Origin of the sequence: Prescottella equi (assembly GCF_002094305.1) — a bacterium.
Taxonomy (GTDB): domain Bacteria; phylum Actinomycetota; class Actinomycetes; order Mycobacteriales; family Mycobacteriaceae; genus Prescottella; species Prescottella equi.
The window spans coordinates 1-18,300 of sequence record NZ_LWTX01000002.1; the positions used below are offsets into that span (position 1 = coordinate 1).

The 18,300-nt window shown below is 67.7% G+C and carries 17 protein-coding genes and 1 pseudogene; 8 read left to right on the forward strand and 10 right to left on the reverse strand.

The features are described 5' to 3' along the window. Window positions 1-933: pseudogene (locus A6I89_RS05575) on the reverse strand (hypothetical protein); the annotation flags it as partial. Between the two features lie 239 nt (window positions 934-1,172). On the opposite strand from A6I89_RS05575, the gene A6I89_RS24345 reads away from it, so the two are divergent. Then, window positions 1,173-1,451 carry a hypothetical protein gene (locus tag A6I89_RS24345; RefSeq protein ID WP_139811863.1) on the forward strand — a complete coding sequence of 93 codons (279 nt, stop codon included), beginning with the start codon at window positions 1,173-1,175 and terminating at the stop codon, window positions 1,449-1,451. Here A6I89_RS24345 and A6I89_RS05580 read toward each other — a convergent pair. From A6I89_RS05580 to A6I89_RS05620, 9 genes are read right to left on the reverse strand one after another with little or no spacing between them, the layout of a single operon-like run. Then, the gene (locus tag A6I89_RS05580) at window positions 1,448-3,073 is read right to left on the reverse strand and encodes an acyl-CoA synthetase (RefSeq protein ID WP_022594797.1); all 1,626 of its coding nucleotides are present in this window, start codon (window positions 3,071-3,073) and stop codon (window positions 1,448-1,450) included. The genes A6I89_RS24345 and A6I89_RS05580 overlap by 4 nt on opposite strands. Window positions 3,074-3,102: 29 nt before the next feature. After that, the gene (locus tag A6I89_RS05585) at window positions 3,103-4,365 is read right to left on the reverse strand and encodes a hypothetical protein (RefSeq protein ID WP_022594795.1); all 1,263 of its coding nucleotides are present in this window, start codon (window positions 4,363-4,365) and stop codon (window positions 3,103-3,105) included. Further along, complete coding sequence (locus tag A6I89_RS05590) at window positions 4,359-4,910, reverse strand: Cif family virulence factor (protein ID WP_022594794.1); 552 nt, start codon at window positions 4,908-4,910, stop codon at window positions 4,359-4,361. The genes A6I89_RS05585 and A6I89_RS05590 overlap by 7 nt, the downstream gene beginning before the upstream one ends. Window positions 4,911-4,959: 49 nt before the next feature. Continuing rightward, entirely contained in the window at window positions 4,960-5,154 is a 195-nt protein-coding gene (locus A6I89_RS05595) for a ferredoxin (RefSeq protein ID WP_044990670.1), read from the reverse strand. Window positions 5,155-5,156: 2 nt separating this feature from the next. After that, window positions 5,157-6,578: a cytochrome P450 gene (locus tag A6I89_RS05600; protein ID WP_022594792.1), complete on the reverse strand. Its 1,422-nt coding sequence runs from the start codon at window positions 6,576-6,578 to the stop codon at window positions 5,157-5,159. After that, window positions 6,575-7,375 (reverse strand): SDR family oxidoreductase, encoded by an 801-nt coding sequence (locus A6I89_RS05605; protein ID WP_005514544.1) that lies wholly within the window; start codon window positions 7,373-7,375, stop codon window positions 6,575-6,577. The genes A6I89_RS05600 and A6I89_RS05605 overlap by 4 nt, the downstream gene beginning before the upstream one ends. Further along, window positions 7,375-8,580, reverse strand: coding sequence for a cytochrome P450 (locus A6I89_RS05610; RefSeq protein ID WP_005514545.1), 1,206 nt, complete (start codon window positions 8,578-8,580; stop codon window positions 7,375-7,377). The genes A6I89_RS05605 and A6I89_RS05610 overlap by 1 nt, the downstream gene beginning before the upstream one ends. 4 nt (window positions 8,581-8,584) lie before the next feature. Next, the gene (locus tag A6I89_RS05615) at window positions 8,585-9,145 is read right to left on the reverse strand and encodes a TetR/AcrR family transcriptional regulator (RefSeq protein WP_022594791.1); all 561 of its coding nucleotides are present in this window, start codon (window positions 9,143-9,145) and stop codon (window positions 8,585-8,587) included. Window positions 9,146-9,195: 50 nt separating this feature from the next. Further along, entirely contained in the window at window positions 9,196-10,053 is an 858-nt protein-coding gene (locus A6I89_RS05620) for a mycofactocin-coupled SDR family oxidoreductase (protein WP_022594790.1), read from the reverse strand. Window positions 10,054-10,172: 119 nt separating this feature from the next. On the opposite strand from A6I89_RS05620, the gene A6I89_RS05625 reads away from it, so the two are divergent. From A6I89_RS05625 to A6I89_RS05655, 7 genes are all read left to right on the forward strand, one after another. After that, the gene (locus A6I89_RS05625) at window positions 10,173-11,645 is read left to right on the forward strand and encodes an aldehyde dehydrogenase (RefSeq protein WP_022594789.1); all 1,473 of its coding nucleotides are present in this window, start codon (window positions 10,173-10,175) and stop codon (window positions 11,643-11,645) included. Between the two features lie 27 nt (window positions 11,646-11,672). Continuing rightward, a complete protein-coding gene (locus A6I89_RS05630; protein ID WP_022594788.1) occupies window positions 11,673-12,422 on the forward strand; it encodes an SDR family oxidoreductase in 750 nt (249 codons plus the stop codon). Next, the gene (locus A6I89_RS05635; protein ID WP_013415345.1) at window positions 12,419-13,315 is read left to right on the forward strand and encodes an NAD(P)-dependent oxidoreductase; all 897 of its coding nucleotides are present in this window, start codon (window positions 12,419-12,421) and stop codon (window positions 13,313-13,315) included. The genes A6I89_RS05630 and A6I89_RS05635 overlap by 4 nt, the downstream gene beginning before the upstream one ends. Continuing rightward, entirely contained in the window at window positions 13,312-13,728 is a 417-nt protein-coding gene (locus tag A6I89_RS05640) for a carboxymuconolactone decarboxylase family protein (RefSeq protein ID WP_005514551.1), read from the forward strand. The genes A6I89_RS05635 and A6I89_RS05640 overlap by 4 nt, the downstream gene beginning before the upstream one ends. An 83-nt stretch (window positions 13,729-13,811) precedes the next feature. Beyond that, a complete protein-coding gene (locus tag A6I89_RS05645; protein ID WP_005514552.1) occupies window positions 13,812-15,293 on the forward strand; it encodes an FAD-dependent oxidoreductase in 1,482 nt (493 codons plus the stop codon). Window positions 15,294-15,433: 140 nt separating this feature from the next. Further along, window positions 15,434-17,116 carry an oxalyl-CoA decarboxylase gene (gene oxc / locus A6I89_RS05650; RefSeq protein WP_022594787.1) on the forward strand — a complete coding sequence of 561 codons (1,683 nt, stop codon included), beginning with the start codon at window positions 15,434-15,436 and terminating at the stop codon, window positions 17,114-17,116. Then, the gene (locus tag A6I89_RS05655; RefSeq protein ID WP_022594786.1) at window positions 17,113-18,297 is read left to right on the forward strand and encodes a CaiB/BaiF CoA transferase family protein; all 1,185 of its coding nucleotides are present in this window, start codon (window positions 17,113-17,115) and stop codon (window positions 18,295-18,297) included. Before oxc ends, A6I89_RS05655 begins: the two co-directional genes overlap by 4 nt. The last annotated feature ends 3 nt before the right edge of the window (window positions 18,298-18,300 follow it).

The window sequence follows — 18,300 nt, forward strand, 5'->3', positions numbered from 1 at the left end:
ACTACCGACAACCGGCAGAGCCAAACTCCCGAACGGAAGCGCCAAACTCCCCAGCGCAGCCTCACCCAAGCTGCCCGGATCCAGGTCGCCGCTGCCCGCGGCGAGATCGCCACTTCCGGCAGGTAGGTCCACGCTCCCCGGGGCCAACTCGGCCAAGCTGCCCAAGTCGAGGGTCGGCTCGGCGCTGCCGGCGGGCAGTCCCAGGCTGCCGAGTGCCAGGTCCGCGAGGCTTCCGAGGTCGACTCCGCCGTCGCCGGAGCTGCCCAGCGCCAGCTGCGCCAAAGCGGCCAGGTCGAGGTTGCCGCTTCCCGAGCCCAGATCAGCGAGGCTTCCGGCATCGCCGCTCCCGGAGGCGTCGCTGCCGGTATCGGCGCTACCGCCCCCGACCTCCCCGGCGCTGCCTGCGGTCAGGTCACCGATGACACCGAGTCCTAGTTCGAGGCTGCCCGCGCCCGGAGCCGCTCCGGCACTGCCGGCTCCCGAGTCGCTTCCGGTGTCGCCCAGGCTGCCGGCATCCGCCTCGCCGAGGCTGCCGACGCCGAGTTCGGGCATCGCATCCGTCACGCTCCCGGCGTCGATCCCGCCGCCGAGGCTGCCTGTGCCCAGATTCGCGAGGCTGCCCAACGCGGTCTGTGCGAGGTTCGCCAAGTCGAGGTTACCGGCGCTGCCCGCGTCGACGCCCCCGTTGGCGCCTCCGGGCCCCGCGGCGCTACCGAAGCCGGCGTCACCGTTCCCGCCGATGCTCCTGCCCAGACCCGAGAGTCCGCCGTTTGCGCCGCCGTTCGCGCTGCTCCCGAGTCCGTTCTGGGGAGCGGGCTGGGCCTCGCCGACCGCCGGCGTGGCAATCGTCAAAGCCCCGACTGCGGTGGCCGCGACCATGATCCGGCTCTTCATCCGCAGTGTTCTCGAGTTGCGGGCTCTGTGGGTAGACATCGTTCCTCATCCTCCTCGATCGGCATGCCAGCGACGCACAACAAACACCCACCGCATGAAGACAGAAAACAGGTGAAGAAACGCCCCCCGAAAAATCCGTCAGACCCCCATCTGAACGGATAGCAAACCCCCAGCCACATGCATACAGGCGTGATGAAGATAGCATCTCGAACTTATATCGAAAGCCATCCCTTTCCACGGATCCGAGCAGATTCGATTCGCATTACTAACCAAAGATCGTGGCGCACGAGGCCCATCTGCAGCTTTCCATCCCGATGCGCCGCGCACCGAAGGAGATTTCACCCCGACGTTCACCCTACGACCGTCGACTCGCGGCAGACCCGCAGGAAGACGCGCATTTTCCCTGTAACGGCCGCGCCTCGAAATACGATAACGCGCGCCCGAAAGCGTATTCGGCGGCGACGGTTCTGCTGCCGGCATCCATTTCCGAGCTCCGACAGCCGCGCGGTTACTGCACAGATGGCGGTATTTCTCCGGCCGCCGGCGCCGACGTCTAATCGATCCGGTACGCGTGCGCGTGTGCGCCCGCGTGCCCCTTGGCCCAGCCATAGTCCGGCTTGCCACTCGGGGTGCGCAGCACCTCGTCGGCGATCCAGTAGGTTCGCGGGATCTTGTAACCGGCGAGCCGGCTTCGGGTGTGCTTCTCCACGGACTCGAAGTCCGGGTCGACGCCGTCGCGCACCCGGACGACCGTGGCCACGCGACTGCCCCAACGGTCGTCGGGTACGCCGATGACGATCGCGTCGTAGATGTCGGGGTGCGACTTGACGACGGCCTCGACTTCCTCCGCGAACACCTTCTCGCCGCCGGTGTTGACGACCATGTTTCCGCGCCCCAACAGCGTGATCGATCCGTCGTCCTCAATTCGCGCACGGTCGCCCGTGACCACCGCGCGCTGCCCGTCGACGACGCGGAAGATCTCGGCCGATCTGACTGGGTCGTTGTAGTACCCGACGGGGACGTTGCCCAGTTTCGCCAACCAGCCTTCGGCTCCGGAACCCGGTACGAGGATGCGGTTCTCGTCGTCGACGACAACCGAGTACTTGTTCGCACCGACCTTCGGTCCACCGTGCTGCTCGAACCCCTTGGTTGCGAATCCGATTCCGCCGAAGCCGGTTTCGGACGATCCGACCGAGTCGGAGATCATCAGGTTCGGCATCACCTCGAAGAAGGCATCCTTGACCGCGGCGGAGAACAGCGCTGCGCCGGACGCGAGCACGGCCAGGCTGGACGTGTCCCCCTCCTGTTCGCGATAGGCCTCGACGAGGGGCCGTCCCATCGCGTCGCCGGTGATGACCATGACCTGCGGCCGGTGTTCGGCTACGACCGCCCAGACACGGCCCGGATCGAACTTCGGTTCCATGATGACGGTGTTGCCGGAGAAGAACGCCGTGAAGGTCGGCATCATCGCCGACGTGTGGATCAACGGCGGCAGCATCACCCAGCGCATCGCCTCGCCCGCTGCCACCCCTGCCCGGGACTGCTGGAACTCGTCGAGGATCGGTTCGCCCGTGTAGAAGTCCAGTCCCCCGCCCAGAACCCGCCAGATGTCCTCGTGGCGCCACACCACGCCCTTCGGTCGACCGGTGGTTCCACCGGTGTAGAAGATGTAGTGATCGTCGGGGCTGCGCTTCCCGAAGCCGCGCTCTGCACTTCCCGACGCGAGCGCGTCCCGGTATTCGACAGCCCCGGTGACCTCGCACTCGTCGCCGCAGGCCAGGACATCGGGAACCGAGACGAGGTGCCGGATGCGCGGAAGTTCGGGCAGCACCTCGGCGATCCGGTCGGCGAATCCCTGGTGGAACACCAGCCCCTCGAGGTCGGCATTGTCGTACAGATACCGCAGTTCGTCGGAGGTGTATCGGTAGTTCACCGTCACCGGAACGGCCCGGAGTTTGAAAGACGCGATGATCGAGACCATCGTCTCGATCGAGTTGTGCATGTGGACTCCGATGTGGGCGCCCACGCCGAAACCCGCTCCCGCGAGGTGGTGCGCGAGCCGGTTCGCTCGCTCGTCCAGTTCTCGGTAGGTGACCTGCTCGTCGCCGACGATCATGGCGAGGCGGTCCGGCATCGCATCCACCGAATGCTCGAACAAGTCAGCGAACGTGTAGGCCATGCGAAGATCCCCTTGTCTGGGTCGGTCGATCAGATCACATAGAGCGGCAACGGAATTCCACGGTCCTCGAACGCGAAGGCGGCACCGGTGCTCACCTTGGTGATCACGACCTCGACGCATTCGGGCGCGGGGTCGGTGGTGACGTCGACGGTGACGTGCAGCCCGGCGGCGCCGTCACCGACGACCCGTACGGTGAAGCGCGGATTGACCCCGCGTACCAGGGCCTGCAGCGCTTCGAGGTGCTCGGCATCGATCAGCGTGGGCCAGCCACCGTCGACGTCCACGAGCCCGGTCCGTCGAATCACGAGCTCCAGTTGCTGTCCGTCGAAACGAATTTCGCTGTCCACGTACTGCGTGGGGTTCAGCAGTGGGTGCAGTGCCAGCACGGTCGCGAGGCCTTCGAGGTCGTCCGGCAGACCGAGCGCGTCGCGAATTCGTTGCGCGGTGACGCCGGCGATGCCGGTGAGCTGTTTGCGGGTGATCTCGCGGGTCTTGTCCTCGTCCGCGCGCTTGCGGACCGCGATCAGGAAGCCGAGGGCGAGCAGGTGTTGCTGCAGGCACACCTCCTCGGCGATCCGCACGAGAGCGGACTGCGAGAAGTCCTGGAACCGCAGGTCGGCGAGCAACGGTCCCGCGTAGTCGTGGTTGCCGTCGCCGCCGTTGTCGATCGGGCTGAGTTCGACCGTGTTGGCGGCGGTTCGGCCGATCTGCTCGGTGTGCGGCTGCATCGTCGGCGGGACGTGCTTCTCGTCGATGACGACGGTCCACGCGCAGTGCGGGTGACGGTCCGCCGGTCGGCGCGGGGGACGATGGATCGGACGGACCTGCGCGTGCGCATTGGTGGCCAGTGCCGTGGCGTCGAATGTGGGGTCCTCGATGTCGTGGCACATCGCGGTCACGTACTCGTCGCCCAGCGGTTCGACGTCCATCAGCGCACCACAGTGGTCGAGCCAGAACTCGCCGTGCTGCGGATCGTCGACCCGGAAGCGGAAGTCCATGAATTGCGGCGGCGCCCCGATGTCGAGCTGCAGGCCCTTGAAGATGGTGACGACGTCGTCGCCCTCGTAGCGCAATGCACGCTGCATGCGCCGGGTGTACCAGGGACTCGCCGCCTGCCATTCCTCGATCGCGACCTGAGCCATGCCCTCCCGCCCGAATTCGACGATCAGGTGGGCCATCCCGGATCGGTCGATCAACTGGCCGCACAGCAGCAGTTCCGGCACCAGTGCCGCCAGGTCCGTCCGCGACAGCGCCGCGAACGAGGGTGACCGCTGCGCCTCGGTGCTCACCACAGCGGGACCGGCGCCTGGCCGACCGGGTACCAGCCCGGCAGCTTCTCTCCGGAGATCGAGCGCTGGATGCGGGACTGCATACCCGTCGACAGCGCATTGTTCTGAATCATCTCCATGAACAGTGCCGAGACATTGCCGAAGTCGAAGAAGTCACGCTGCCAGGACCACTGGAAGTTCCCGCCGTACCGGAACCAGCTGCCACCGACGCCGTACACCGCATAGTTGGTGCCGTCCGGACGCGCCGCGTCGGAGATCTGCTTCCACAGCCCGATCACGTTGCCACTGCGCTCGTCGATCACGAACTCCTGGTAGGGATACTCCCAACCCTCGAGCCCCTGCATCTCCAGTCCGAGCGCGACGTCGCGGATCTCGTCACGCCCCACTGCCATGAAGTCCTGCTTGGGGCCGTAGTTCCAGCCGTAGGTGGCGTCCTCGGTATAGAAGTCCGCCAGCGGCTTCCAGTCGCCGGCCGCCTCGGCCTTCTTGTTGGCGTCCACCCAGCGCTGGACCATCTCGTCCAGTTCGCCACGGTCGAATCCGGTCATGTCGTCGTCTCCTTCGATGGTTCTGGTGTGGTGCGTGCGCGAAACGCCGTCAGTCCTCGACGATCCGCAGGGCTTGCGTCGGGCAGTACCGGACCGCGCTCTCGACGTCGGCCCGCAACGGCTCCGGCGGATTCGCTTCGAGGACGGTGACCTTGCCGCGCTTGGGCACGGTGAACACGTCGGGTGCCTCCATCTCGCATGCGGCGTGCCCTTGGCAGAGATCGAGATCAGCTTCGACGCGCATCGTCAGGCCTCACTGGGGTGGGCGACCGGGCACCCAGTCGGAGCCGCTGCCGCCGCTCCGACGGACGCCGCCCGGACGGTGCGCCGGCGATAGCGGACGCGGCACGGCTGCTGCAACTGCACCACCATCTTGCTGTGGTCGTTGCGGTACGAGTCCGCCGGCTGCGCCATCTCGAACTCGAAGTCGCGCAGCAGGATCGAGAAGATCGCCTTCAGCTGCATCTGCGCGAACGCCGCCCCGACACAACGGTGACGACCCGCACCGAAGGGGATCCACGTCCAACGGTTCGCGGTGTCCTCCTGGTTGGGGTCGATGTACCGACCCGGGTGGAAGGAGTCGGGTTCGGGGAAGTCCTCCGGGATCCGGTTCGAGATCGCCGGCGTGGCCGCCACCAGGTTGCCCTCGTGGATCGAGAACCCGCCCACCTCGAAGTCGCCGCGGGCGACCCGGAGCAGGATGATCAGCGGCGGATGCAGCCGGAGGGTTTCCTTGATCACGGCCTCGAGGACCGGGATCTGCCGCAGCGCATGGAAACTGATGTCGGCACCGTCGGCATACAGCTCGTCCAGTTCGGCGGTGACCTGCTGCATCGTGTCCGGATGCCGCAGTAGCTCGATGAGCGACCACGCCGCGGTGCCGGACGTGGTGTGGTGGCCGGCGAACATCATCGAGATGAAGATTCCGGTGATCTCGTCCGCGCTGAAGCGCAGGTTGCCCTCGTCGTCCCTGATCGAGACCAGGACGTCGAGCATGTCGCGATCCTCCTTGCCCCGGGGAGGATTGGCGACGCGCCCGTTCATGATGCCCTGGACGAGCTCGACGAGGGCGACGCGAGCGGCGTCGCGGCGACGAAAACTCTCGATCGGCGCGTACGGGTCGACGAAGGCGATCGCGTCGGTGCCCTGTTCGAGTTCGTGGTAGAGCTTGGCGAACCGGTCGTCGAGTTCGTCTCGGAACTTCTTGCCGATCAGGCACGCCGAGGACGTGTAGATCGTCAGTTCGGCGAAGAACTCGAGCAGATCGATCTCGCCCTCGTCTCCCCACCGGGACACCATGTCCTCGACCTCGCCGCCGATCGTCGTCGCATGACCCCGCATCTGTTCGCCGCGCAGTGCGGAGTTGTGCAGCATCTCCGACCGGCGCTCGGGGCTCGCGTCGAACACCACGCCCTCGCCGAAGATCGGCTTCATGAACGGGTAGGCGGCCTGCTGGTCCAGATCCTCGTCGGAGGAGCGGAAGAAGAACTCGTTGGCCTCGGCCCCGGTCAAGAGCACCACGTCGCGATCGACCAACCGGAACACCCCGACGTCGCCGCACTCCTCGCGCACGCGGCGCATCAGGGCGATCGGGTCGGTGCGCAGTTCCTCGAGGTGTCCGTGTTCGTGGAGTCCTCCGGACACGCGGGGCGGATCGGGCAGGGTCATTTCGACTCCTCGGAACTTGGAAGGGGCGCGAGCGGCGCCTCGGGCTGGACTTCGATGAGGACGAGGTGGACACCGCGCGGGGCGCCCACCACCGCGACGACGGCGTTCGCCATGTCCGATGCGCGCAGCATGTATCCGTGGCGGGCGAAACCCCACTTGCCCCACAGCTCGGCGACGGGCGCGAGGATCTCGGGAGTGGAGTTCATGCCCATGCCCGTGAAGGTGGGACCGGGCCGCACGATCGAGGCTCGAATTCCGGTTCCCTCGAGTTCCATTCGCATTTGGCGCCCCATCGCCTCGAGGCCGGCCTTGGCGGCGTCGTACGCACCCATCATCGGGCGTTGGCGGTCGGCGCAATCCGAGCCGATGAGCACGAAGTCGCCGCGGCGGCGTTCACGCATCCCGGGTAGGACGCGGTGTGCGAGCCGCTGCGCGCCGACGAGGTGCACGTCGATCTGCTTGGCGAAGCTGGCCGGGTCCATCTGGTCGGCGGCACCGAACTCGAGGTCGCCCGCACCGGAGACGACGATCTCGGCGGGGCCCAGGGCCTCCTCGGCGGCCGTGACGAACGCGTCCACCGAGGCGTCGTCGGTGACGTCGAGGAAGTGGGCGAACGCCTCTCCCCCGTTGCTGCGGATCTTGTCCGCGATCGCCTCCGTCTCCGCGACCCGGCGGGCACCGAGCGCGACCGGGTGCCCCAGGTCGGCGAGCGCGTATGCGACCGCCTCGCCGATTCCGGACGACGCGCCGCTGACCAAGGTCGGCCTGCGGGTGGGGTTGGGTTCGAAACGGGGCATCAGCGCACCTGCACCTTCATCGGCAGGGCCGCGAAGCCCCGCACGTTCGTGGAATGGACACGTTCGATTCCGGACTCGTCGACCTCGAAATGCCTCACGCTCTTGGCGAATTCGGCGAGGGCGATGTTCGCCTCGAGCCGGGCGAGGTGTGCGCCGAGGCAGAAGTGCACACCGCCACCGAAGCTGACGAGTTTGTTGGTCGAGTCCCGGCCGATCCGGTAGCGGTCGCCGTCCTCGAACACGTCCTCGTCGCGGTTCGCGGAACCGATCAGCAGCAGCATCTTCTCTCCTGCCGGAACCGTCTGCCCGTAGTACTCGAGATCCACGGCGGTGGTGCGGGCGACGATCTGGCTCGAAGTGTCGAATCGCAGCGTCTCCTCGACCCAATCCGTCACCCGCGCCGGGTCGTTCAGCACCTGCGCGACCTGATCGGGATTGTGGGCGCCCCAGTACGCCGCGTTGCCGAGCAGCTTGGTCGTAGTCTCGTTGCCGGCGACCACCATCAGGAACAGGAACCCGAGAACCTCCTGGTCCGACAGCTTGTCGCCGTCGATCTCGGCGTCGAGCAACGCCGACGTCAGGTCCTCGGTACGCGAGCGTCGACGCTGCTCGATCATCTCCTTGTAGTAGGTCATAAGGCTCAGCGACGCCTCGACCGACGCCGGCGGCACGTCGAGGACGCCGTCCTCCCGGTGAACCACCAGGTCCGCGAGCCGTCGAAGTTCCGCGCGGTCGGCCTCCGGCACGCCCATCAGTTCGGAGATGACGTCCATCGGGAGCTTGCCCGCAACCTCGGCGATCCAGTCGAATTCACCGGCTTCCAGAGCCGGCTCGAGGTACTGACGGGTGAGTTCGAGGATCCGCCCGTCGAGCTCGGCCACACGGCGCGGAGTGAATCCGCGGGAAACCAACTGGCGCAGGCGTGCGTGCCGCGGGTCGTCCATCGCGAGGAAGGACATCACCAGGTGCGCGTGCGGCCCGTACGCGGCAGGGTCGAGGGAGACCCCGTTGGCACTCGACAGCCGGGTGCTGTCCCGAAAGGCACGCAGCACGTCGGAGTGACGCGACAGCGCCCAGAATCCGATCTCCGGATTGTGGTAGAGCGGGGACTCGTCGCGCAGCCGGGCGTAGATCGGGTACGGGTCGTCGTGGAAGTCGTAGTCGTAGGGATTGAAGACCACCGGGTCGACCAGCGCTTCGGTCATGTGATCACTCCAGAATCATTGTGGCGGAACGCTCCAACTGACCGGCGAGGCCTTGGTAGGAGCCGTACCCGATGCCGGCCCGGAGCAGCGCTCCGGCGTACAGGAGGTCGAGGGTCTCGAGAAGTTCGGGATCGGCGGGCTTCCCCAGCGCCTCTTCGAGGCGGCCGCGGATGTCGATGCCGATTCGCACCCGCAAGTGCTCGACGTCGGGGTCGCTCCCGAGGAGTGCGTTGGTGACGGCGCTCGACAAGCCGGGCTCGTCGGCGAGCAGGAGGGCGATGCCGCGCAGCACCGCTACGACGCGACCGGTCCGGTCGAGCCCGTCGGACTCCGGCCGCGGTGACTGCGAGAGCCGGCGCCAGAAGACCTCGGCCACCAGGTGTTCCTTGGACGAGAAGTACGTGTAAGCGGTGGCGGGCCCGACGCCGGCCCGCGAGGCGACCGCGCGAACGGTGAGACCGGCGAAATCCTCCTGCCGCAGCACCTGCACTGCGGACTCGCACAGTCGGTCGACGGTATCGGCCTGCTTCGGCGTAAGGCGCCGGCGCGTGGACTCGAAACTCATACTAGACACATGTCCGGACACTACTACAGTTTCCTGTCTGTCGGCAGAGATCAGAGGCCGATCTTCATGCCGGCTCCGGCGTCGATCCTCAGTTGCTGCCCGGTGACGTAACGCGATTCGTCGGAGGCCAGGTACACCACGGCGTGCGAGATGTCCTCCGGCTCGACCCACGGGATCGGCATGGCCTGCATGTACGGGAAGGTCACCGCAGCATCCTCCGCAGTGGGGTTCTCGAGGTCGGGCCGGAAGGTCTTGTACATGGGCGTGCTCTGCAGCATGTCGGTGTTGCAGTTGGTCGGGTGGATCGCATTGACCCGGATCGAATCGGGACCGAGAGTCAGCGCCAGCGAGTTCGTGTAGGTCTGGATCATCTTCTTGGCCAACCCGTATCCGTCGCCGCCGGGCCCCTGGAGCGCCTGCTGACCGTTGAAGCCGGTCTGCGGCACCAGTCCCGCGACCGACCCGATCGCGATCACCGAGGCGCCCTCCCCCAGGTACGGCAGCGCCGCGTGCACGGTGTTGACGACGCCCACGAAGTCGACGTCGAACGCGTCGACGAACGCCTGCGCCGGCAAATGCTTGCCGAGCGGACAGATACCCGCGTTGGCCACCACGACATCGAGGCGGCCCAATTGCGCGACGGCGTCGGCCAGGCACACCTCGAGCGCTGCCCGATCCCGGACGTCCACCTCGGCCGCGACGATCCTGCCGCCGGCCTTCTCGACGAGCCGCGCGGTCTCGTCCAGATCCGCCCCGGTCGCCAGCGGGTACTCGTTGGTTCCGATGTCGGCACAGACGTCGAAAGCGATCACGTCGGCGCCCTCCTCCGCCAGCCGAACCGCATGACTGCGCCCCTGACCGCGGGCGGCACCGGTGACCAGGACAACTTTCCCGGCAACTCTCCCCATGACTGCTCCCTTGCACTACTGCAATGGATTCCGAATGACATTCCATCGGAACGGCATTGCTGGCGACATTTGTTCGTACTATAGTCCAGACACCTGTCCAGTCAGAAAGGTTCTGCGCAATGACGCTTCGACCGACCGACAGCTCCGCGCTCCTGATCGACGGCAAACTGGTTCCCGGTTCGGGCGGCGTGTTCGAGGTGCTCGCGCCCGCCACCGAGGAGGTGGTGGGCCACGCGGCAGAGGGCACGGCCGCCGACATGGACGCGGCGATCGCGGCGGCCCGCCGGGCCTTCGACGAGACGTCCTGGTCGCGCGATCACAGTTTCCGCGCACGGTGTCTGCGTCAGCTGCGCGATGCCCTGCAGTCGCACATCGAGGAGCTGCGCGAGATCACGATCGCCGAGGTGGGCGCACCCCGCATGCTCACCGCCGGGCCGCAGCTCGAGGGCCCGATCGCGGATCTCGGCTACTTCGCCGACCTCGCCGAGTCGTACGCTTGGGAGTCCGATCTGGGCGTCGCGGCGCCGATGGGTATCAGAACGCGGCGCCGGGTCCTCAAAGAGGGCGTCGGCGTCGTCGGAGCGGTCACGCCCTGGAACTTTCCGCACCAGATCAACTTCGCGAAGCTCGGGCCCGCGCTCGCGGCCGGCAACACCGTCGTCCTCAAGCCGGCTCCCGATACACCCTGGTGCGCGGCATTGGTCGGCAAGGTCATCGCGGAGGAGACCGACATCCCGGCGGGCGTCGTCAACATCGTCACCTCGACCGACCATCGGCTCGGCGCGCAGCTCGCCGAGGATCCACGCGTCGACCTGATCTCCTTCACCGGCTCCACCGCGACCGGCAAAGCCGTCATGACCGCGGCCGCACAATCACTGAAGAAGGTGTTCCTCGAGCTGGGCGGGAAGTCCGCGTTCGTCGTCCTGGACGACGCCGACCTCGCCGCCGCCTGCGCGATCGCCGCGTTCACGGTGTGCACCCATGCCGGTCAGGGGTGCGCGATCACGACCCGCCTGCTGGTGCCCCGCGAACGCTACGACGAGGCCGTCACGGCCACCGCCCGCACGATGGCGGGGATCCGGCCCGGCGACCCCGACGAACGCGGAACCGTCTGCGGCCCATTGATCTCCGCCCGTCAGCGTGCACGCGTCGAGAGCTACCTGAAGCTCGCGGTGGAGGAGGGCGGGACGATCGTCGTGGGCGGCGGACGGCCCGCCGAGCACGAGCGTGGCTTCTTCGTCGAACCCACCCTGATCTCGGGTCTCGACAACTCGTCCCGCGTCGCCCAGGAGGAGATCTTCGGGCCGGTACTGGTAATCCTCCCCCACGACGGCGACGACGACGCGATTCGCATCGCGAACGACTCGCCCTACGGCCTCTCCGGATCCGTGTGGGGCACCGATCCCGATCGCGTCCGGCATGTCGTGGAGGGCGTCCGCACCGGAACGCTCGCCGTCAACGGAGGCGTCTGGTACGCGGCGGATGCACCGTTCGGCGGCTACAAGCAGTCCGGAATCGGCCGGGAGATGGGCGTGGCCGGCTTCGAGGAGTACCTGGAGACCAAGCTCGTCGCGGAACCCGCTACCGCTTAGCCGAATTCGACGACAGGAGACATGCAGATGGGACGTTTCGACGGACGCACCGCCATTGTCACCGGCGCCGCCCAGGGCATCGGCGAGGGGTATGCCCGGGCACTTGCCGCCGAAGGCGCCGACGTGGTCGTCGCCGATCTCAACCGTGAGCTGGGCGAGACGGTCGCCAAACAGATCACCTCCGACGGCGGTTCCGCCGTCTTCAAGGAAGTCGATGTGGCCGAACCGGACTCGGCCCTGGATCTGGCGTCGTTCACGATCGAGAGGTTCGGCCGCATCGACCACCTCGTGAACAACGCGGCGATCTACGGCGGCATGAAACTCGACTCGCTGCTCACGGTGCCGTGGCACTACTACAAGAAATTCATGAGCGTCAACATGGACGGTGCGCTCAACGTGTGTCGGGCCGTCGTGCCGCACATGCGCGAGGGCGGCGGGTCGATCGTCAACCAGTCGTCCACCGCCGCGTGGGTGTACTCCAACTTCTACGGTCTGGCGAAGGTCGGGATCAACGGCCTCACCCAGCAGCTCGCGTTCGAACTCGGCTGGTCGAACATCCGGATCAACGCGATCGCCCCGGGCCCGATCGACACCGAGGCCACCCGGACGGTCACGCCCGGCAACATCGTCGCCGATATGGTGAAGCGGATTCCCCTGCAGCGCATGGGCACTCCCGAGGACCTGGTCGGCATGTGCCTGTTCCTGCTGTCCGACGAGGCGAGCTGGATCACCGGCCAGATCTTCAACGTGGACGGCGGGCAGGTGATCCGGTCGTGAGCGAACCCACCCGCGCGGTCGGCTACATCGGTCTGGGGAACATGGGCGCCCCGATGGCCACCCGACTGCTCGAACGTCCGGGCACGCTGGTCGTGTGCGACGCCCGCGCCGAGGCCGTCGAACCGTTCACGACGGCGGGCGCGACCGCGGTGTCGACGCCGGCGCAGGTCGCCGATCGCGCGTCGGTCATCTCGGTGACCGTCCTCGACGACGGCCAGGTCCGCGACGTCGTCGCCGGACCGGACGGCATCCTGTCCACGGCCCGGCCCGGCACGGTGATCGCGGTGCACTCCACGATCAGCGACACGACGGCGACCGAACTGGCCGCAACCTGCAGGGCCAAGGGGGTCGACCTGATTGACGCACCGGTCAGCGGCGGAGCGCCGGGAGCACAGCAGGGCCGGCTCGCCGTCATGGTCGGAGGCAGCGACGAGGCATTCGAGGCGGTCCGCGAACCGTTCGGCTACTTCGCCGAGCTGGTGGTCCATGCCGGGCCGGTGGGCGCCGGAACCCGGATGAAGCTGGCGCGCAACCTACTCCACTTCGTGTCGTTCACCGCGGCGTGCGAGGCGGCGCGCCTGGCCGAGGCAGCCGGCATCGACATCCGCAAGCTCGGCAAGGTGGTCCGCCACACCGACGCGATCACCGGGGGCGCGGGGGCGATCATGCTCCGCGACACGACCGCTCCGGTCGCGGACGACGACCCGTGGTTCTCGATCCTGTCCCACGTCCGCAACCTCGGGGAGAAGGATCTCGCGCTGGCGCTCGATCTGGGCGACCGGTTCGACGTCGACCTGCCCCTCGGCGCCCGGGCCCTCGCCGGCCTCGGCCCCGGACTCGGTGTCGGGACTGGAACGGTCGCCGACCGCGCCCACCACAAGGAGAACGCATGACCGACCACAACGGCGACGCCACCACGTCGGAACGACGCAAGCGCGGCGTCGCGATGATGAACCAGGTGTACGGCTGGGAGATGCCGTCGGACGTGCCGGGCGACTTCTTCGCCGTCACCGCCGACCACCTGTTCGCCGACATCTGGACGCGTCCGGGCCTGAGCCTGCGCGATCGGCGCCTGCTGCTGCTCGGAGCGATCGCGGCGCAAGGGCAGACCGATGTCGCGAAGATCCAGATCAACGCCGCGCTGGGCAACGAGGAGTTGACCGAACAGCAGATCGAGGAGGCCGCGATCTTCCTCTGCCACTACGTCGGCTGGCCGTTGGGCACCGGACTGAACAACGCGCTGATCGCGGTCAAGGCCGATCGTCGTAAGGCCGCGCGCGCCGCGGAGAAGCAGCGCTCCGAGTAGTCCGCCCGATTCGGGCACGCCGGCCGCCCGATACGCTACTGATTTATAGAACACGTTCTACCCAGTCGAAAGGATCCACCCACATGTCACAGCCGGTGTCCGGGGCCACCCCGGTCCGTCCCCTGTCCGCCGAGAGCATCGACGTCTGGGACTACGAGGCCGATGTCGTGATCGCGGGCTACGGTATCGCCGGCGTCAGCGCCGCGGTCGAGGCTGCCCGCGCCGGCGCCGAGGTCCTCGTACTCGAGCGGGCCGGCGGGTGGGGCGGTGCGGCCTCGTTGGCGGGCGGATTCATCTACATGGGTGGCGGCACCCCGCTGCAGAAGGCACTCGGGTTCGAGGACACCCCCGAGAACATGAAGACGTTCATGATGGCGGCACTCGGGCCCGGCGCCGACGAAGCGAAGATCACCGAATACTGCGAGGGCAGCGTCGACCACTACAACTGGCTGGTCGACTGCGGCGTCCCGTTCAAGGAGAGCTTCTACGGACAGCCCGGCTGGGAGACTCCGTTCGACGACGGCCTGATGTACTCGGGCGGCGAGAACTCGGCGCCGTTCAACACGATTGCCACACCCGCCCCGCGCGGCCACATCCCGCAGATGGCGGACAAGAAGGTGGGCGAGAAGGGCGGCGGCTACATGCTCATGAAGCCGCTGGTCGAGACGGCCGAGAAACTCGGGGTGCAAGCCCAGTACGACATGCGGGTCCAGACCCTGGTCACCGATGCCACCGGCCGCGTCGTCGGCGTGCAGGCCAAGCAGTACGGCAAGGACGTGGTGGTGCGCGCCCGCAAGGGCGTCGTGCTCGCCACCGGTAGCTTCGCTTACAACAAGGACATGGTCGAGGCGTTTGCGCCCCGCCTCATCGGACGTCCCGGCGCCGCGATCGAGGAGCACGACGGCCGGTCGATCCGGATGGCGCAGGCCCTCGGCGCCGACCTGGCGCACATGGACGCTACCGAGGTCGCCTTCTTCGGTGATCCGCAGATGATGGTCCGCGGCATCCTGGTCAACGGTCGCGGTCAGCGCTATGTCAACGAGGACACCTATCCGGGACGGATCGGTCAGCTCACGCTGCTGCAGAACGACAATCAGGCGTACCTGATCATCGACGAGGACGCGTACGAGGAGGCGAAGACTACGCCGAGTTCGACGCCGTTCTTCCGCTTCCAGCCCAAGTGGGTGGCCGAGACCGTCGAGGAACTCGAGGCCGAGATGGGGCTGCCGGAGGGCACACTGCAGGCGACGGTCGAGGTCTACAACAAACATGCCGCGAACGGGCAGGATCCGGTGCTCGGGAAGAAGCCCGAGTGGGTCAAGCCGATCGGCTCGCCGGTCGCAGCACTGGACCTGCGCAACTTCACCGCCGGATTCACGCTGGGTGGTCTGCGCACCAACACTGCCTCGGAGGTGCTGCACGTGTCGGGCGATCCGATTCCCGGCCTCTTCGCGGCCGGTCGCTGCACCGCCGGCGTCTGCGCATGGGGCTACGCGTCGGGCACCTCGCTCGGCGACGGCAGCTTCTTCGGTCGTCGCGCCGGCATCAGCGCCGCGAAGGGCTGAGCGTGAACTGACACTGCGGACATGCCGGATCATTCGGTCCGGCATGTCGGCAGCTGCTGACCCAGGCCGTTCGAAGGTGGATACTCGGAGAAGACCGGGCCCCCGTACGGGGCCGAGTCCAGCCGTTCGGGGATGCACCCATGACCGACGTCGAGACTGTCGACGGAAACGAACTCGTCGTCGACGCGCTCGAAAATGTCGGGGTCACAACGATCTACGGCGTCGTGGGGATACCGGTCACCGATCTCGCCCGGACCGCGCAGGCCCGCGGCATCCGCTACCTCGGGTTCCGCAACGAGCAGGCCGCCGGGCACGCGGCCGCCGCGGCGGGATTCCTCACCGGCCGGCCCGGCGTCTGTCTCACGGTGTCCGCGCCAGGATTCCTCAACGGGCTCGTTGCGCTCGCGAACGCCACCACCGACTGTTTCCCGATGATCCAGATCAGCGGGTCCAGCGAGCGATCGATCGTCGATCTACAGCAGGGCGACTACGAGGAGCTCGACCAACTCGCCACCGCCCGGCCGTTCGCGAAGGCCGCGTACCGGGTCGACTCCCCTGAACTCATCGGGATCGGCATCGGCCGGGCCTTTCGCGCCGCGGTGTCCGGACGCCCGGGCGGGGTGTACCTCGACCTGCCGGCCCGGGTGCTGGCCGCGACCGCGCCCCGCACGCCACGTCCACCGTTGGTCGATCCCGCGCCGCGCCAATTGCCCGCGCCCGAGTCGGTCGAGCGGGCAGTTGCGCTCCTCGAACGCGCCGAGCGTCCCCTGATCCTGCTCGGCAAGGGTGCCGCGTATGCCCGCGCCGACAAGGAGATTCGCGCGTTCGTCGAGGCAACCGGAGCCCCGTTCCTTCCGATGTCGATGGCCAAGGGGCTGCTGCCCGACGACCACCCGCAGTCCGCGGCCGCGGCCCGGTCGCTGGTGCTCCGGAGCGCGGATGTGGTCACTCTCGTCGGCGCACGCCTCAACTGGATGCTCGAGCACGGCCGCCCGCCGCAGTGGGCGCCCGATGCAGGGTTCGTCCAACTCGACATCTGTCCCACCGAGTTCGACAGCAACCGGCCGATCGCCGCCCCGGTCGCCGGTGACATCGCGTCCTCGATGACGGCGTTGCTGGCGGCGTTGCGCCCCGGCGCGGTCGCGCCTGCGTCGCAGTGGCTCGACGAGATCGCCGCGAAGAAGCAGGCGAACGCCACGAAGATGGAGGCGCGCCTGCACGCCCACGCGCATCCGATGAACTTCGCGACCGCGCTCGGTGCCGTGCGCGACGCCCTGGCCGCGCGACCGGACGTGATCGTGGTCAGCGAGGGCGCGAACACCCTCGACAACGCACGCAACATCATTCCGATCCACCGGCCGCGCCACCGCCTGGACACCGGGACGTGGGGCGTGATGGGCGTGGGTCTCGGATACGCGATCGCGGCAGCCGTCGAGACCGGGTCGCCGGTGGTCGCGATCGAGGGCGACAGCGCGTTCGGGTTCAGCGGCATGGAGATCGAGACGATCTGCCGGTACCGACTGCCCGTCGTCGTGCTCGTGTTCAACAACGGCGGCGTGTACCGGGGCGACGAGACCAACACGCACTCGGCCGATCCGGCGCCGACGGTGCTGCTGCACTCGAGCCGGTACGACACGCTGATCGAGGCGTTCGGCGGCGTCGGGTACCACGCGGAGACGCCCGACGAGGTGGCCGCGGCGGTGCGGTCGGCACTGGCGTCGAGTGAGCCCGCACTCGTCGACTGCGTGATCGACCCGGCCGACGGCACCGAGAGCGGCCACCTGCAGAAGCTGAACCGTCCGGCGCACGAGGAGGAACCATGACCGAACACGACCCCGGCGGACATCTCGACCCCACCAAACCGCAGGCGCTCGAGGGCATCACGGTCGTCGACTTCACCCACGTGCTCGCCGGACCGACCTGCACGCGGATGCTCGCCGACGCGGGTGCCCGGGTCATCAAGATCGAGCGCCCCGGGATCGGCGACGACACCCGGCAGATGGGCCCGTTCGCCGACGACGGCGGCTCGGAGTACTACCGGCTGGCGAACGTCGGCAAGGAGAGCATCGCGCTGAACCTGAAGGACGCCGACGACATGGCGTTGGTGCGCTCGATGATCAAGCACGCCGACGTGGTGGTGGAGAACTTCCGCCCGGGCGTGATGGCGCATCTCGGTCTCGCGCCGGACGACCTGGTTGCCGAGCATCCGCGACTGATCGTCTGTTCGATCTCCGGGTTCGGCCAGTACGGGCCGATGCATCAGGAATCGGCCTACGACACCGTGATCCAGGCGCTGTCGGGGATCATGGACGCCACCGGATGGCCGGACGGCCCGGCCACCCGGGTGGGCACCTCGATCTCGGACATCACCGCCGGCATCATGGGGTACTGCGGAATCCTCACCGCCCTCGTCGCCCGGGATCGGACGGGGCGCGGCACCACAGTGGACATCGCGATGCTCGACAGCACGTTCTCGTTGATGGAGCACGGGCTCATGGATGCCCTCGGCCCCCGGGTACGCCCCACTCGTCTGGGGAACCGGCACCCGTTCATGTATCCGTTCGACACGTTCGAGTGCAGCGACCGCCCGATCGCGATCGCGGTCGGCAACGACCACCTCTTCGAACTCATGTGCGGCGCAATGGGCCTCACCCACCTACCCGAGGACACCCGGTTCGCCACCAACGTCGACCGCTGCGCCAACCACACCGACCTCAAGACCGCGATGGAGGATGTGTTGCGCACCGACACCGGCGAGGCGTGGCGGGGCCGCCTCATCGAGGCCGGTGTGCCGGTCGGAATCGTCCTCAACGTCGACGACACCCGCAAACTCGACCAGATCGCGGTCCGCGGAATGATCAAGAACGTGGGCGGGTTCGACGTTCCGGGCACACCGCTGAAGTTCGGGACATGGGATTCGCTCGGGGCGACGATCCCGTCACCCGAACTCGACGACTGCGGCGACATGCTGCGCACGGAGTTCGCGCCGCGCCCCGATGCGTGACGG

Coding starts and splice junctions, on each gene's coding strand:
- A6I89_RS05600 (WP_022594792.1), bottom strand. CDS start 6,578: ATGACCCTGCCCGATCCGCCCCGCGTGTCCGGAGGACTCCACGAACAC.
- A6I89_RS05630 (WP_022594788.1), top strand. CDS start 11,673: ATGGGACGTTTCGACGGACGCACCGCCATTGTCACCGGCGCCGCCCAG.
- A6I89_RS05605 (WP_005514544.1), bottom strand. CDS start 7,375: ATGCCCCGTTTCGAACCCAACCCCACCCGCAGGCCGACCTTGGTCAGC.
- oxc (WP_022594787.1), top strand. CDS start 15,434: ATGACCGACGTCGAGACTGTCGACGGAAACGAACTCGTCGTCGACGCG.
- A6I89_RS05590 (WP_022594794.1), bottom strand. CDS start 4,910: ATGACCGGATTCGACCGTGGCGAACTGGACGAGATGGTCCAGCGCTGG.
- A6I89_RS05580 (WP_022594797.1), bottom strand. CDS start 3,073: ATGGCCTACACGTTCGCTGACTTGTTCGAGCATTCGGTGGATGCGATG.
- A6I89_RS05610 (WP_005514545.1), bottom strand. CDS start 8,580: ATGACCGAAGCGCTGGTCGACCCGGTGGTCTTCAATCCCTACGACTAC.
- A6I89_RS05620 (WP_022594790.1), bottom strand. CDS start 10,053: ATGGGGAGAGTTGCCGGGAAAGTTGTCCTGGTCACCGGTGCCGCCCGC.
- A6I89_RS05640 (WP_005514551.1), top strand. CDS start 13,312: ATGACCGACCACAACGGCGACGCCACCACGTCGGAACGACGCAAGCGC.
- A6I89_RS05625 (WP_022594789.1), top strand. CDS start 10,173: ATGACGCTTCGACCGACCGACAGCTCCGCGCTCCTGATCGACGGCAAA.
- A6I89_RS05595 (WP_044990670.1), bottom strand. CDS start 5,154: ATGCGCGTCGAAGCTGATCTCGATCTCTGCCAAGGGCACGCCGCATGC.
- A6I89_RS05645 (WP_005514552.1), top strand. CDS start 13,812: ATGTCACAGCCGGTGTCCGGGGCCACCCCGGTCCGTCCCCTGTCCGCC.
- A6I89_RS05615 (WP_022594791.1), bottom strand. CDS start 9,145: ATGAGTTTCGAGTCCACGCGCCGGCGCCTTACGCCGAAGCAGGCCGAT.
- A6I89_RS05655 (WP_022594786.1), top strand. CDS start 17,113: ATGACCGAACACGACCCCGGCGGACATCTCGACCCCACCAAACCGCAG.